Source organism: Aquimarina sp. Aq78 (assembly GCF_900299525.1).
GTDB lineage: Bacteria > Bacteroidota > Bacteroidia > Flavobacteriales > Flavobacteriaceae > Aquimarina.
The window spans coordinates 351126-366528 of sequence record NZ_OMKA01000031.1; the positions used below are offsets into that span (position 1 = coordinate 351126).

Here is a 15403-nt window from a genome sequence, read left to right on the forward strand (position 1 = left end):
TGATTGTTATTCATCATGAAAAGATATTTTCTGTAACAACTTAAGTAAATTAACATCTTTACTATAAACATGTTACTGATGAATCTTAAAACTCCGTTTTTTGTAATATTACTTTCTATTATTGTATTGTTTCTGTCATGTGAGAACACCAAACAATCAGAATCATCTAAAGAAAAAGTAGAATTACCCAACATTGCTTTATTAGGTACATTCCATTTTGCTACTACTTCAGATTATTCATCAATGGATCTTGATGATTTTAGGTCTGATAAGAGGCAAAAAGAAATTCGTTTGTTAATAGAGGCACTTAAAACATATAAACCAACAAAAATTATGGTTGAGTATCCTTACAGAAAAGAGGATAAGCTCAATGATGATTATAAAGAATATCTTAAAGATATATATACTTTAACCATTAATGAAATTGATCAATTAGGTTTTCGCCTTGCCAAAGAGTTAGGGCATCAAAAACTCTATTGCATAGATCAAAAAATGCCACTTCCTTTTGGACCGTTGTCTAAATATGCAGAAAAGTATGAAAAACAAAAGTTTGAAACTTTTCTATCAAGTATTAAAGAAAATGATAAACAAGATTCTAAGCGTTTAAAAACAGCAACATTATTAGAGTATTTTGCTTATAAAAATTCAAATGAAGAAGATTTAAAAAATAAGAATCAATATTTAAAAGGAACTGCTCAGTTTGTTTCTGATTCAACTTATATTGGAGTAAAGTTTGTTTCAAAATGGTGGGAACGCAATTTTCATATTATGGCTAATATTGATATGCAAACACAAAAGGATGATAGACTTTTGGTTATTGTAGGAGGAGCTCATCGAGCTGTTTTGAAAGATTTTTATGAAGATAGAGAGGATGTTGAGTATGTTGAAATTTCTGATTACTTAAAATAAAGTGATTTAGATTTTTTAAATAAGGGTAAATGAATATCAATGTTTGTATTGTTGTTTGTAAAGCACTTAAAATCAATCATTTATTTGTTTTCTATCTAAGTATGATATAGTATAAGGTAATTAATTCTTTATTAAATCGTTTAGTGTTTAACTCATAATTATTAGAGTTTAAATGGTTAAACCACTTCAGTATTTATCTATAAAATTTTAAAATAATATTAGGTATGTATTAAGTAACACCTAGTTAAATATTCACGTCATTTTTTATCCAGTTCCCGTCATTTAGTTACTTCAAATGATAGTTAGTTTTGCATTAAAATTTATTTAGACCAAATAAAAATAACTATGCTGTCGGAAACCCAAATTACTCTTAAACCTGACCTCGCGGTTGACTACCTTTTTGATGCTCATTCTAAACACGAATACGAAGAGTATATACAAAAAACTGTTCAATATATTAAAACCTTTTTGGATAATGATTGTTTCTATAGCGGAGAATCCGCAGAAATGCTAAAGTCCCGTAAAGAAGGTATTTCTGTAAATTCACATGTCAATTTAACATTAGATCAGGCATTACGAGAAATCAAAGATGTATTTCTTGATCATGCAATTTCTTTTCATCATCCTCATTACGTAGCACATCTTAATTGTCCTGTTTTATTACCTGCATTAGTCGGGGATTTAATAGCTTCATCTGTTAATACAGCTATCGAAACCTGGGATCAAAGTACATCTGCTACATTAATAGAAAAAGAGATGATTCGTTGGATTTGTAACGAAATGAATTTTCCTGCAGAATCAGATGGTGTTTTTACCAGTGGTGGTACACAGTCTAATTTCAAGGCACTTTTGATGGCACGAGATCATTATGCATTTACACATTATGGAATCAACCTAAAAGAGAATGGGTGGTCTGATGAGGTAAGTAAGTTTCGTATTTTTTGTTCAGATAAAGCACATTTCAGTATCAAAAAAAATGCAGCTTTATTAGGAATGGGGTATGATTCTGTAATACCTATAGATACCGATGATAAGATGAAGATGAAGGGAAATGCTCTGGTACAAGCTATAGAAAAAGAAAAACAACAAGGTAATATACCAATAGCAATAGTAGCTACAGCAGGAACAACAGATTTTGGAAGTTTTGATCCTTTACAAACCATATCTAAAATTGCAAAAGAATATAATATCTGGTTTCATGTAGATGGAGCATATGGAGGATGTTATGTCCTGACCGATACCCATAAACATATGTTTAAAGGGGTAGAATATGCTGATTCTATGACTATTGATTTTCATAAAACCTTATTTCAACCGGTATGCTCTAGTGCTTTTCTGGTTAGAGACACAAAATATTTTAAATATATTTCTTACTACGCAGATTACCTTAATCCTATAGAAAATCGGGATGAAGAATATCCAAATTTGATTGAGAAATCTATTCAGACTACCCGACGATTTGATGCTTTAAAATTATGGTTTACTTTAAAAGTAACCGGAACTAAAACTTTGGGAGGATTTCTGGAAAAAGTACATTACCTGGCCCGTGAAGTTTATCATATCATTAAAGACGATATTTATTTTGAAGTAGCACATCAACCAGAGCTAAGTACTCTTGTGTTTCGATTTAAAATTCCTGGAGTATCCGATGAAAAAATATTGGATGCAGCGAATCTGTATATTAAAAATACACTTTTTAATGCTGGTAAAGCTTCTGTTGCAAGTACCAAACTAAATAGTAAGACTTACTTAAAATTCACCTTGTTAAACCCGAGAACTACAAAAGATGACCTGATAGAGGTCATTAAAATGATCAAAGAACAGGGACTAATCTATGCCACAAATAATTAAAACAATATAATGATGAGTGATACTAAAATAATAGATTTTGTAGCGGTAGGTATTGGTCCTTTTAATCTGGGATTAGCTTGTTTGACCGAACCTATTAATGAGTTGGAAGGAGTTTTTCTAGACAAAAACTCTAAGTTTGATTGGCATCCTGGGATGTTGCTTCAGGATACCACATTACAGATTCCGTTTATGGCAGACCTGGTGACTCTGGCAGACCCTACCAGCCCATTTAGTTTTTTGAATTATATCAAAAAACAAGGACGTATGTATTCTTTTTATATAAAAGAAAATTTCTTACTACTTCGTAATGAGTACAATCAATATTGCCAATGGGTGATACAAAAATTGCCTAACTTGTTTTTTAATACTGAAGTAACGCATATACAGTACAATGAAAAAGAAGAGTATTATGTTGTTACCTCAAAATGTACACAGACCGATGAATTAAAAATATACAAAGCAAGAAAACTGGTTTTAGGAACAGGAACTCAACCTTATGTTCCAGAATGTTGCAGACAATTAGAAGGAAAAGCGTTTCATTCTTCATCATATCTAAAGAGTAAAACAGTAGTACAATCAAAAAAATCTATAACCATATTAGGTAGCGGGCAAAGTGCAGCAGAGATTTTTTATGATCTTTTGCAAGATGTTGAAACAAAAGGATATCAATTAAACTGGATTACCAGATCTCCAAGATTTTTTCCATTAGAATATTCTAAATTGACCCTCGAGATGACTTCTCCAGAGTATGTGGATTATTTCTATAATCTACCACAGGATAAAAAGGATCATTTAATTCAAAATCAAAAACATCTTTTTAAAGGAATTAACCAAGATCTAATCGCAGATATCTATGACCTGATCTATACCAAGCAATTGACTAATGATGTTAAGATATCATTGCGTACTAATTCTGAATTGACCACAGCAGAGTATAATGAAAATCAAAACACTTTTGATCTTGAATTACACCAAATTGAACAAAATAAACGATACCGCCATCAAACAGAAGCGCTAATATTAGCAACTGGTTATACCTATCAGAAACCAGAATTTGTAGACGGTATAGCAGATCATATTAAATGGGATGATAAAAACAGATACGCTGTACATCGCAATTATAGTATTGATAAGAAAGGTAAGGATATCTATGTGCAAAATGTAGAATTACATACTCACGGGTTCGTAACTCCAGATTTAGGAATGGCATGTTATCGCAATTCTTTTATTATTAAAGAACTAACAGGAAAAGAATATTATCCGATAGAAAAACGTATTGCTTTTCAGCAATTTGAAGTAACTCAGGAAGAAGAAATTAATAAAGAAGAACCTGTTTTAAGGTAAACCACAAACCTTATAGGGTGCTGAAATTAAGTTCGGCACAAGCCTGTGAGGTTTATAATTGTAATCCTACAATGACTTTAAAAAAAATTCTTATCCTCATGACTCTGGTAGCGGTAGTAAGCGATTATTTGCTACACCCTTTTTATCCACAGTTTTTTGAAACTCGATTTGGGGTTACAGATCCCAAATATGTAGGATATTATTTTGCAGCTATTTGTTTTATGGTGATGATTGCATTTCCGTTTTGGGCTTACATATCCAAAAAAATGGCAGAGCTTAATATTTTGGTGTATACCCAATGTATTGCAGGAATATTAGCATTATACTGTTATTGGACAACCTCTTATATTAACTTCTGGATCATATCCTTGGTTATGGTGATATTTAAAGGAAGTTATCTTTTGGTATATCCCTATATCTTAAAAATTATTACCAAAAAAGAACATACAAGTACCATAGGGTTACTCTCTGTTGTTGTACATCTGGGAGGGATTTTGGGAGCTGTAATTGGCGGATTAACGGTAGATCTTGTTGATGCGAGTTATATTTTTCTGGTGATGGCTGCTGGAGATTTTATGCAAATGGGAATAAGTATGTATGTACTGCGCAGTAAAAAATATGATACGAATAAAATTATTGAAACTCAATCTACTCTTGATGCTAAGGATAAAATTATCCCCCAAGGTTTTATCCTTAAGATTGGGTTGGTAACAATGATCTTATATTTTAGTGATTTTCTAATCCGTCCTTTTTTCTCACTATACTGGGAAGGCCTTTCTGATTATGATGGTAAATTAATTTCTGGATGCATATATGCTATACCTGGTTTTGTAGCATTAATTGCTCTTTGGATTAATACAAAGCATATTCCGAAATATAAAAATAAGAGTATCATATCTGCATTATTCCTGGGAATGATAGGGTTAATACTTCAAGGGCTTCCTGTTGAGACGATTGTAATATTGGGAAGAATTATTTATGGCTGGGCGATTTTTCAGGGAGTAGTGCGTTTTGATGTGTTATTGTTTGAATTCAGCTCTCCGAATTCTTATGCCATTGATTACAGTAAAGTGCATTTTTTTCAGAATCTGGGAGTATTACTAGCTTCTTTTTCGGTTGGAATTTTGGTGGATCATCATGGATTACAAATTCCGTTTAGAGTAGCATTAGCAGGTTTTTTGATCACACTCGGAATGTACTATTTCATATTTCACAGAACAACATTTAGAACACGAGTAAAAGACCTAGCAAAAACATAAAGATTTTATATGTCAGTTCAAGAACACACAAGTTTAATAACACCTGCAAAAGAAGGATATGAGTTTTCATCGTCTTATATGGGCTTTGGAGATATACATATACGGCATTTTAATATTGAAACAGATAGTGCTGTATTACACGATTGGGTAAATCGGGATTATGCCGTGTTCTGGGGTATGCAACAGAGTTCGGTAGATAAAGTAAAAGCCGAATATGCTAAATTAATACTACCAGATCATTATGATATTTTTGTTGGTGTATATAAAGAACAACCTGTTTTTGTATTAGAACGTTATCATCCACAACAAGATCTTATCGGGAAATATTATCCGGCTCAGAGTAATGATTGCGGGATTCATATTATAGTAGCGCCATCATCCGAAGGTAAAATTGAAAACTTCACATGGTATATGTTTGATACGATCATGAATTTTGTTTTTCGAGATGAAAAAGTACATCGAATTATAGTAGAACCCGATATAAGAAATAAAAAGATGTTTGCGATTTGCGAACGTGTAGGATTTCAGCTTGACACGATTGTTGAACTTCCGCATAAAACGGCACAACTCGCTTTCTTAACCAGACAAAAACATAATCAACTTAAATTATTTCCACAAATCCATAAACGAAGTGCAATGAATACGTTAGACAACGCCGTTTCGCCCCAACAATCGGTATCCCATATACAACCAGAGTTATGGGTTAAAGTAAATACTTTACTAATCAAAAAAGCAATATGTGAATTTAGCCATGAGCTACTTATACAAGCCAAAATAGTAGAAAAACTAAGAGATGGTTGGAATATGTATACTCTGGAAGCCGATAATCCCGAGATTCAATATAAATTTCGAGGAAAACAATTGGCTCTAAATCATTTATGGATTAGCGAAGTTTCTATTCAGAAATATGAATGCGGAAAATCGGTAATGCTAGATGCTATTTTGTTTATCAAAGAGTTTAGAGAAAAATTAGGGATTGATACTACTACAATGCCGGTATATCTCGAAGAAATTATTAGCACCTTGTATGGAAGTGCTTTTAAACATGTAAAAAGAAACCCTTTAGCAATAGATTTGGTCTCTGCAGATTTTCAGACTATTGAGCAATCAATGATGGAAGGCCATCCTGGTTTTGTGGCTAATAATGGCCGAATAGGATTTGATAGTAGTGACTATAGATCGTATGCTCCCGAAGCCGGAAATTCTTTTTACCTCATATGGTTAGCAGGTCATAAAAGTAGTGCCGTATATGCTGCTATCGAGGATTTACCATATGAAGTCTTAATTCAACAAGAATTAGATACAGATACAATTTCATCATTTAATACAGTAATAAAAAATAAGGGTTTTGATCCAGATGAGTACTACTTCATTCCGATGCATCCCTGGCAATGGTTTAATAAATTGGCTAATATATTCTCTCCAGAAATTGCCAAAGGAAATCTGATTTGTTTGGGTTATGGTCCGGATCAATATCTCGCTCAACAATCGATACGTACGTTATTTAATATTTCGAATCCCCATAAGTTCTATACCAAAACAGCCCTCTCTATCTTAAATATGGGATTTATGAGAGGATTGCCTTTATATTATTTGGGTACAGCCCCAAAAATGGCAGTTTGGCTAGAAGAATTATTATATAATGATCCATACATCATAGAAACAGGATTTAAAATGCTGGGAGAAATAGGTTCTGTTAGCTATGTAAATCCATATTTCAAAGAGTTCGGACCCCATAATGATTATAATAAAATGCTGGCGTCATTATGGAGAGAAAGCCCGATGGGTATGATCGACGAAGGACAAAAACCAATGACAATGGCTGCTTTTCTGCATATTGATCAAACCGGCGAAGCATTACTACCCAAAATTATTGCTGCCTCTGGATTATCTATATCAGAATGGTTACACGATTATTTTAAGGCATATCTAAGTCCGCTAATACACTGTTTTTATCATTTTGATTTGGTGTTTATGCCTCACGGCGAAAATATCATTATGGTATTAGAAAATAACATACCGGTAAAAATATTAATGAAAGATATTACCGAGGAAGCTTGTATTCTTAGCCCAGAAGTTAAATTGCCAGAGCATCTGAAACGTATGTACGCTCCGGTTCCCGAGGATGTAAAATTACTATCTATTTTTACAGATGTTTTTGATGGCTTTTTTAGATTTATGTCCCATATCCTGGTTGAACACGCAGGATATTCTGAAGAGAATTTCTGGGGATTAGTAGCAGAAAATATTCAACATTATCAGGAACGTTATCCAGAAAAGGAAACCAAATTTAAACAATACGATCTTTTTGCGCCAGAATTTCATCTATCGTGCCTTAACAGGTTACAATTAAATAATAATAAACAGATGATTGATCTGGATGATCCTGTTGCATTACTTCAGTTTGCAGGACGATTACAAAATCCTATTGCCACTTTTAGAAAAGAAAAACCCAGCTCTCAAGTATAAGATTCCTTTTTATGAATAACGCTGTAATCATACCAACCACTATTTTTTCTAAAACTATTAAAGGTCTTGGAGATATACATTTACGTCTTTTGGATATAGAAAAAGATACCGAAACTATTTACGATTGGGTCACCAGATCTTATGCTACTTATTGGGGAATGCAAGAGCATACTTTAGAAGAAGTAAGACTTGCATATCAAGAAATAATCGAATCAGATCATCATGATGCTTTCATAGGTATACTAAATAATCAACCAATCTTTTTAATGGAACGTTATCATGCTTTAAAAGATCCTATTTCAGCATATTATAAGGCAGAGAAAGGAGATTGTGGGATGCATATTTTGGTTAGCCCTGTCAAAAAAAAGATTCCAAATTTTACCTGGTATGTGTTTTCTACTATTCTCGAATATCTGTTTAGTGACCCTCAAACGGATCGTATTGTTGTAGAACCAGATGTGAGAAATGAAAAAATTCATACACTTAATAAAAGGGCGGGATTTAAATATCATAAAGAAGTTGAATTACCTCATAAAACAGCAGCACTAGCTTTTTGTGATAAGAAAGATTATGAGAAAGCTCTCATACTAGAAGAAGAGAAAAATATAGTACATAAAACCAAAACCAATGACTAAGTTAGATATGGTAAACCAACCAGAAGTTAATCTTGATCATCTAAGACTCGATGTTTGGAAAAAAGTAAATCGAGCCCTTGTTAAAAAAGCAATTAGCGAATTTACACACGAATTACTCTTACGACCAAAACCTCAGTATCAGGAAAAATATTGGGGGCATTATATTCTGATCTCTGATACACCAGGAATTACCTACGAATTTAAAGCCAAAAAACGAAGCCTTGATCATTGGCATATTGATGAGAATAGTCTTGTTAAAAGACAAAATGGAAATCTGGTAACTGTAGATGCTATACATTTTATTTTAGAATTTAAATATGCTTTGGGGATTCCTGATGATATGTTACCTACCTATCTCGAAGAAATTACCAGTACCTTATCTGGTGCGGCATATAAATATCATAATAAAAAATGCTCTTCAAAAGAATTAGCACAATGTAGTTTTCAGGTAATAGAACATGCAATGACCGAAGGACATCCTTGTTTTGTGGCTAATAATGGGCGAATAGGTTTTGATGCCGAAGATTACATTAAATATGCACCCGAAACCGATAATTCGTTTCAGATTATATGGCTGGCAGGTCATCAGGATAAAGCGACATTTACCGCGGTAAAAGGATTTGAATATAAGTCACTAATGCGGCGAGAACTTGGTGTCGCTACCATAGCCAAATTTAATAATACATTAGAAGACTTAGGGTTGGATATGGAATCCTATGTTTTTATACCCGTTCACCCCTGGCAATGGCATAATAAGATCATTCACATTTTTGCTGCAGATATTGCAAATATGGATCTCGTGTTTCTGGGAAAAGGAGAAGATCAGTATTCTGCGCAACAGTCGATAAGAACGTTATATAATAAAACTACTCCTGATAAATTATATACCAAAACAGCATTATCTATTTTAAACATGGGGTTTATGCGAGGTCTTTCTCCATATTATATGCAAAGTACTCCGCATATAACCACTTGGATAACCGAGTTGTTTAGAGATGATAAATACCTTAAAAAAACAGGTTTTACAATGTTGGGCGAAGTTGCTACAGTTGGATATAGAAACCTTAATTATGAGATTTTGGGTAAAACAAATCCTCATAATAAAATGCTTTCAGCCTTATGGAGAGAAGCTCCCGGATCTAAAATTAGAGAAGGTCAGCAAGTGATGACCATGGCTGCCTTTTTACATATTGATAATGATAATACTTCATTGTTAGCCGAATTGATACAGGCTTCTCCGTTTGATACCACAACTTGGTTAAAGAAATACCTGCAGTGTTACCTGGCTCCTTTATTACACTGTTTTTATACTTATGAGTTGGTTTTTATGCCACATGGAGAAAATCTGATTATGGTGATGGAGAATCATACTCCTGTAAAGATATTAATGAAAGATATTACTGAAGAAGTAATTGTTTTTAATTCAGAATTAACCTTACCTGAAGAAGTAAAACGCCTGTATACCAAAACTTCTGATAAGATGAAAATACTTTCGATTTTCACAGATGTATTTGATTGCTTTTTTAGGTTTATGGGGGATATACTTGAAGAATATTGTGAATACCCTGAAACGTTATTCTGGGAGTTAGTTGCTGATTGTATAAACACATATCAACGAAAACATCCTGAATTAGAACCACAGTTCAAGAAATATGATCTTTTTGCACCAGAATTTGACAGATGTTGCCTCAATAGGTTACAACTAAGCAATACAAAACAAATGTTGAGCCTTGCAGACCCTATAGAGAGCTTACAACTAGTAGGAACCCTTATAAACCCTATAGCAGAGTATTGTAAAAGTAGAGTAAGCATTCCCACGCTATAAGTAACATATAAAAGAAGATCAGTTTAATCTATTTTTTCTAACAAGATATGAACGAAACAATTCAAATATGGTTAGATAAGTTTCAGAGTATTTCTGGAATTATTATTATAATTCTTGTTGTCATAGAATGGACTATTCTGTTTATAACCAGGAAAATAGAAAGCCATAAAGAGGGTGTAGTAAATATAGTATCCTATATATTAGAATCTATTCCATACATTTTTTTTGGTAAGATTGTGATTTTGGGAATAATGATGTGGGGGTATGAATATCGCTTATTTACCCTGGGATATGAATGGTATATATGGATACTAGCCTATCTTTTATATGATTTCATGTTTTATATATTGCATTTTATAGGACACAAAATTCGATTCTTTTGGTGTATCCATGGGGTGCATCATACCGCAGAAGAAATGAAGCTAACAGTTGCAGTGCGAGGATCATTTCTTATTTTTTTACATATGCCACATACCATATTATGGCTTCCTCTACTAGGATTTGACCCATTTATGATTTTTATCATAGAGTTAATAGCAAATCTATATGGACTTTATGAACATGTGAGTGAAAAGTTAATCGGTAGACAGCCTTGGTTAGAGTGGATTTTTATAACTCCTTCTTTACATAGGGTACATCACGCAAAAAATCATAAGTACTTAGACACAAACTATGGAGAGACTTTTTCTATTTGGGATAAAATTTTTGGAACCCTACAGGTAGAACTGGATGATGAAAAACCTGTGTATGGATTAATGGGTGATAGTATAAATAGCGAGAGTTTATGGCAAATTCAATTACTATTATGGAAAGAACTTTGGGCTGATATTAAAACGGCCAGAAAATTATCGGACAAATTTAAATACTTAATTATGTATCCAGGCTGGAACCATATTGATGGAGGTAAAAAAGCAAGTGATTATAGATCCGAAGCATGGATACGAGACGAATTAATAAAACGGGTACAAAAAGAAGTATAAACGTAAAGATAAATGAGGAATAACAATAGAATTTTAGCCATAGATCTCGCAAGGGGAGTAAGTGTATTGATGGTAATCATAGTACATACCTTATGGATATATGGTGATATATCTACACAATCAAATACTTGGTTAGGAGGAGTAGTTCATTTTATAGGAAAGGGAACTCCAATGTTTTTAATTGCAATGGGAGTGTCATTTACCTTATCCAGAAATCAAAGTATAGTTTTGTCTGTAAAACGGGCATTATATATTCTGGCTGCTGGGTATATCATGAACTTTCTAAAATTTGTTTTACCAGTTTTAATAGGCACAATGCCCGATGCCTTTATAGAAGCTTATGGCTGGACAGCTCCTGTTACCGTAGATAACATGATTTATATGCTGCTTACAGGTGATATATTACAACTTGCAGGAGTTTCTTTATTATTTATGGGAATTATAAACAAATTTTCGAAAAACAAATATGTACCATTAATTATTGCATTTACAATAGCTGTAGTAACCAAGGAGGTACACGGTTTCCGATTAGGAATAGGAAGTGTGGATTATATCTTAGATCTAATGTGGGGAGCAGAGTGGAATGTATATTTTGCTGTATTTCCTTGGTTTTCTTTTATACTCATTGGAGTGTTCTTTGGAATGTGGTACAAAGAGAAAAATAAAAGTAATGCATATATATTTAAAAGAATGTTTGTTGCAGGTGTCCTTTTGATGTTGACTGGCGGAGGGTTGTGTTTTTATAATTTTGAGTATCACTTTGGAGATTATTTCCATTTAGGACCAGGCGGAACTATTTATTTGGCAGGATTCAATTTAGTTTTAATGTGGTTGGCGAATATATTGGTGACCTATATAAAAACAAATAGAGTTTTTGAGTTTTTATACTACTGTAGTAAACGAGTAACCACGATATACATCATTCAATGGGTGGTTATTTGCTGGGGAATGGGAGGTTTAGGATATCAGCAATTTGATATTGCAGGTGTTTTGATTTTGATTCCTGTTTATATAATGCTAACACTCGGAATCCAAAAATTGTTCTTTGATAAGCCGTTTTGGTTGAAGAAAACAAAAAAACAGAATAATATCACAAAGAATTCAATATCTCTTCAAAAACCTTAATATCATGCGACAATTTGATTGTATTACAGTAGAATATTTTAGAAGCCATGAGCTTTTATTATGGAAAATCAAAGATACAGGAATGCCTAATTTTTGTTTAAAAGGGCTGAAAGAATTTAAAGAATTTACATCTTGGGTAAAGGATTATTTTTCACACCCTGATCGTCCCCTTAAATTCATTGTTTCGGCTTCAGAACATAAAGGAATTTATAATATGGGAGGAGATCTTCAGTTTTTCTTAGAAAATATACAATCTAAAAATATAGATAATCTAAAAACGTATGCACATTTATGTATTGATGCTATTTACAATATGTATACTTCTTTTGACCTGCCTATATTAACGATCGCATTGGTAGAGGGAAATGCATATGGTGGTGGATTTGAATGTGCATTAGCTCATGATTATATTATTGCAGAAGAAAAAACACAGTTTTGCTTACCAGAAAACAAATTTAATCTATTTCCGGGGATGGGGGCCTATAGTTTGTTGTCGAGAAAGCTTAGTGTAGGAGATGCTAATACAATTTTAAAAAGCGATAAGATTCATAAAGCAAGATATTTGCAATCATTGGGGTTAATAGAAGAGTTGGCAGAAAAAGGAGAAGCAATAGTATCTTTACACAGTTTTGTGAAAAAAGTAGCCGAAAGATTTAACTTTGAATACCATCATGTAAAAAGCAAGAAAAATGTTTTTCCATTACAAAAAGAAGAACTGCTAAGAATCACAGATTTATGGGTAGAGGCATGTATGAAGATTAGTACATTTGACCTTCGTAAAATGGAAATCCTCATAAATGCACAATCTAGAAAAGTAAAAGTAGAAATCTAAAATTAATTAGCTTAAAACAGCTTCTTCCAAAACTAAATAAGGTTGTAATTCTAACTTTAACTGATGAATCCATTTTTCTAAGCGTTCATCACTTAATTGAGATTCATTATCATGATCTAATGCAAGACCGTAAAAATAATCTTCTTTTTCTTCTATGATAGCTACAGAGTCTGTAAATCGATATCCTTCTATGGGCCAATGTCCAATAATTTCTCCTCCGTTTTCTAATACGACTTTGGCTAGTATTCCAATACCATCTACAAAGTATTCTCCATATCCTATTTGATCTCCCAAACCATAGATAGCTACTACTTTACCGGTAAAATCAATTTCTTTAAAATCATCAAAAAAGGCCTCCCAATCACTTTGTAGATCTCCGTCATACCATGTTGACAATCCTAAAATCAGGACTCTAAATTGATCAAAATCTTCTTTAGATACATCATCAATTTCTCGCACATCTAATTCTTCACTACCCCAAAGAGAAACAAAATCTTTGGTGATATCATCAGTACATCCTGTATCTGATCCATAGAATAAGCCTATTTTTTTCATAATGGTTATAATTAAATATTTCTACAAAAATATATTATTTTTAATTATTCTAAATAAAAATAATGCAATAAATTTGAATATCGAAATTTGATAGATATGTATATTTTAGATCCATTATATTGTAATAGTATTGGTGCCGCTTATACGGTGAAAAAAAATAATGAAGAAGAAGAAGAGGTAAAGCAAAAAATACAATTGCAAATAGGTGATATTGCCGTTTTGATGAATAATAAAGAAATAAAAAAATTTCTTGCCGTTATTCGTTCTGCCAGAAAAGGATGTGAATGTGAAAACTGCGATAATAAAAACTTTTATAAAACTATAAAATGTAATACTCCAAAAGCAGAAATTAATTTTAAGTTGACTCCAGAAATTTTGGATGGATTAGAAGAATTAGTCTTAGGTGTTTTATTTCATGAAGAATATAATGATATCCTGGGAAATAATCAGATAAGTTAGTCGGTCAATTTTTTTGGGATGTATGAACATATGTAATACAAATTTGTTTTTACCGTATTGTTTCTAACCCTCTTTGCCTATACTTTTTAGGTGTAATACCTTCGAGTTTTTTAAAAGCGGCAGTAAAATGAGTAGAATTTTTATAGCCTACTAATTCTGAAATCTCATATATCGGTTTTTTTCCATGTTGTAATAATTTTTTTGCTTTTGTCATTCTCAAATTTAAAGCATATTCAAAGATTGTTGTACCAAAAACGCGTTTAAATTCTTTTTTAAGTATAAAATCATTGAGGCCAACCATACGTGTTAATTCGTGAACAGAATATTGAATTGTCAAATCAGAATTTATAATAAACTGAACTTCATATAGCTTTTTAATTAGGTTATCGGTGTTTGAGATTTCAGTTTTAGAATTCTTTTGTATGTCTAATTGTAGGGAGAGTAACTCTAGTACTTTTGATTCTAGAAACAAACGTTTTAATAGGCCTTGTCGAGTGTCGGTTAATAACTCTGCAAGTATTTCCTGAGTTTTGGTACATAGAGGTTTTGTAAACTCTTTATCCTGTTTTTCTAGTTCATATTTTTCACGAATTCCATACTCTGAGTCGAGTTTATGTTTTTTGATAAAATCTGGACTCATCCTGATTTTAATCTCTTTAAAGTATTTGTTTTTGTGATATTTAATGGAACCAGAAGTTTGGGATATATACACGAGATAACTTTCCTGGCTTTCATAAATCAAGTCATAATTTTTTCCATCAATTTTAATGATTTGTTCACCATCAATTAGATAAGAAAGTTCTAAGGCATTTACCATATGTGTCCCATAAACATTAAAATCTTTGTTTAAGGATACATCAAAAACTGCTATATGTAACCCATCAAAATGGTTATACTCTAAATAACCATCTCCATATTCGGGTAGGAATTGAAATTTTTTTGTAAGTATACCACAGTGTTCTTGGTTATTAATTAGTTCTATAACAGTATGTAATGTGCATTTATGTTGATTATTTGAGTTTGTTGTTTTTGAAGACTCTTTATTGCGTCTTTTTTTATCCATGATGCGTCATTTTTCTCTTTCCCTAGATACTAATTTTGCAATTAAATTTATTTAGACCAAATATAAATAATAATATAAAGTCTAAACTAGATTGTTT

Annotated in this window: 13 protein-coding genes; 11 read left to right on the plus strand and 2 right to left on the minus strand. The window is 32.3% G+C overall.

The window, feature by feature from the left end; all coding sequences use genetic code 11:
* Nucleotides 1-78: 78 nt before the first annotated feature.
* The 10 genes from DG435_RS24550 (at nt 79) to DG435_RS24590 (ending at nt 13229) form a co-directional block, all read left to right on the plus strand.
* Nucleotides 79-909 carry a DUF5694 domain-containing protein gene (locus DG435_RS24550; protein ID WP_106792753.1) on the plus strand — a complete coding sequence of 277 codons (831 nt, stop codon included), beginning with the start codon at nt 79-81 and terminating at the stop codon, nt 907-909.
* 345 nt (nt 910-1254) lie between these two features.
* Nucleotides 1255-2760: an aspartate aminotransferase family protein gene (locus tag DG435_RS24555; RefSeq protein WP_106792754.1), complete on the plus strand. Its 1506-nt coding sequence runs from the start codon at nt 1255-1257 to the stop codon at nt 2758-2760.
* A gap of 12 nt (nt 2761-2772) precedes the next feature.
* Nucleotides 2773-4104 (plus strand): lysine N(6)-hydroxylase/L-ornithine N(5)-oxygenase family protein, encoded by a 1332-nt coding sequence (locus DG435_RS24560; RefSeq protein ID WP_199852676.1) that lies wholly within the window; start codon nt 2773-2775, stop codon nt 4102-4104.
* 17 nt (nt 4105-4121) lie between these two features.
* Nucleotides 4122-5363, plus strand: coding sequence for an MFS transporter (locus tag DG435_RS24565; protein ID WP_234387097.1), 1242 nt, complete (start codon nt 4122-4124; stop codon nt 5361-5363).
* Between the two features lie 9 nt (nt 5364-5372).
* Complete coding sequence (locus DG435_RS24570) at nt 5373-7832, plus strand: GNAT family N-acetyltransferase (protein WP_106792757.1); 2460 nt, start codon at nt 5373-5375, stop codon at nt 7830-7832.
* A gap of 11 nt (nt 7833-7843) precedes the next feature.
* Nucleotides 7844-8467, plus strand: coding sequence for a GNAT family N-acetyltransferase (locus tag DG435_RS25875; RefSeq protein WP_199852678.1), 624 nt, complete (start codon nt 7844-7846; stop codon nt 8465-8467).
* Complete coding sequence (locus tag DG435_RS24575) at nt 8460-10292, plus strand: IucA/IucC family siderophore biosynthesis protein (protein WP_234387098.1); 1833 nt, start codon at nt 8460-8462, stop codon at nt 10290-10292. Before DG435_RS25875 ends, DG435_RS24575 begins: the two co-directional genes overlap by 8 nt.
* 47 nt (nt 10293-10339) lie before the next feature.
* Nucleotides 10340-11272, plus strand: a complete 933-nt coding sequence (locus DG435_RS24580) for a sterol desaturase family protein (RefSeq protein WP_106792758.1) — start codon at nt 10340-10342, stop codon at nt 11270-11272.
* A 12-nt stretch (nt 11273-11284) separates the two neighbouring features.
* The gene (locus tag DG435_RS24585) at nt 11285-12397 is read left to right on the plus strand and encodes a heparan-alpha-glucosaminide N-acetyltransferase domain-containing protein (RefSeq protein ID WP_106792759.1); all 1113 of its coding nucleotides are present in this window, start codon (nt 11285-11287) and stop codon (nt 12395-12397) included.
* A gap of 4 nt (nt 12398-12401) precedes the next feature.
* Nucleotides 12402-13229, plus strand: coding sequence for a crotonase/enoyl-CoA hydratase family protein (locus DG435_RS24590; protein ID WP_106792760.1), 828 nt, complete (start codon nt 12402-12404; stop codon nt 13227-13229).
* A gap of 6 nt (nt 13230-13235) precedes the next feature.
* Here the strand turns inward: DG435_RS24590 and DG435_RS24595 are convergent, their stop codons facing one another.
* Nucleotides 13236-13784 (minus strand): flavodoxin, encoded by a 549-nt coding sequence (locus tag DG435_RS24595; protein ID WP_106792761.1) that lies wholly within the window; start codon nt 13782-13784, stop codon nt 13236-13238.
* A 96-nt stretch (nt 13785-13880) separates the two neighbouring features.
* On the opposite strand from DG435_RS24595, the gene DG435_RS24600 reads away from it, so the two are divergent.
* Nucleotides 13881-14243, plus strand: a complete 363-nt coding sequence (locus DG435_RS24600) for a hypothetical protein (protein ID WP_106792762.1) — start codon at nt 13881-13883, stop codon at nt 14241-14243.
* A 49-nt stretch (nt 14244-14292) separates the two neighbouring features.
* On the opposite strand, the gene DG435_RS24605 is transcribed toward DG435_RS24600, so the two are convergent.
* Complete coding sequence (locus DG435_RS24605) at nt 14293-15306, minus strand: helix-turn-helix transcriptional regulator (protein WP_106792763.1); 1014 nt, start codon at nt 15304-15306, stop codon at nt 14293-14295.
* Between the last annotated feature and the right edge of the window lie 97 nt (nt 15307-15403).

What these genes read in the sequence shown, in the direction of transcription:
- DG435_RS24570 (WP_106792757.1), top strand. Translation starts at nt 5,373, where the DNA reads ATGTCAGTTCAAGAACACACAAGTTTAATAACACCTGCAAAAGAAGGA.
- DG435_RS24600 (WP_106792762.1), top strand. Translation starts at nt 13,881, where the DNA reads ATGTATATTTTAGATCCATTATATTGTAATAGTATTGGTGCCGCTTAT.
- DG435_RS24585 (WP_106792759.1), top strand. Translation starts at nt 11,285, where the DNA reads ATGAGGAATAACAATAGAATTTTAGCCATAGATCTCGCAAGGGGAGTA.
- DG435_RS24595 (WP_106792761.1), bottom strand. Translation starts at nt 13,784, where the DNA reads ATGAAAAAAATAGGCTTATTCTATGGATCAGATACAGGATGTACTGAT.
- DG435_RS24580 (WP_106792758.1), top strand. Translation starts at nt 10,340, where the DNA reads ATGAACGAAACAATTCAAATATGGTTAGATAAGTTTCAGAGTATTTCT.
- DG435_RS24605 (WP_106792763.1), bottom strand. Translation starts at nt 15,306, where the DNA reads ATGGATAAAAAAAGACGCAATAAAGAGTCTTCAAAAACAACAAACTCA.
- DG435_RS24555 (WP_106792754.1), top strand. Translation starts at nt 1,255, where the DNA reads ATGCTGTCGGAAACCCAAATTACTCTTAAACCTGACCTCGCGGTTGAC.
- DG435_RS25875 (WP_199852678.1), top strand. Translation starts at nt 7,844, where the DNA reads ATGAATAACGCTGTAATCATACCAACCACTATTTTTTCTAAAACTATT.
- DG435_RS24550 (WP_106792753.1), top strand. Translation starts at nt 79, where the DNA reads ATGAATCTTAAAACTCCGTTTTTTGTAATATTACTTTCTATTATTGTA.
- DG435_RS24560 (WP_199852676.1), top strand. Translation starts at nt 2,773, where the DNA reads ATGAGTGATACTAAAATAATAGATTTTGTAGCGGTAGGTATTGGTCCT.
- DG435_RS24575 (WP_234387098.1), top strand. Translation starts at nt 8,460, where the DNA reads ATGACTAAGTTAGATATGGTAAACCAACCAGAAGTTAATCTTGATCAT.
- DG435_RS24590 (WP_106792760.1), top strand. Translation starts at nt 12,402, where the DNA reads ATGCGACAATTTGATTGTATTACAGTAGAATATTTTAGAAGCCATGAG.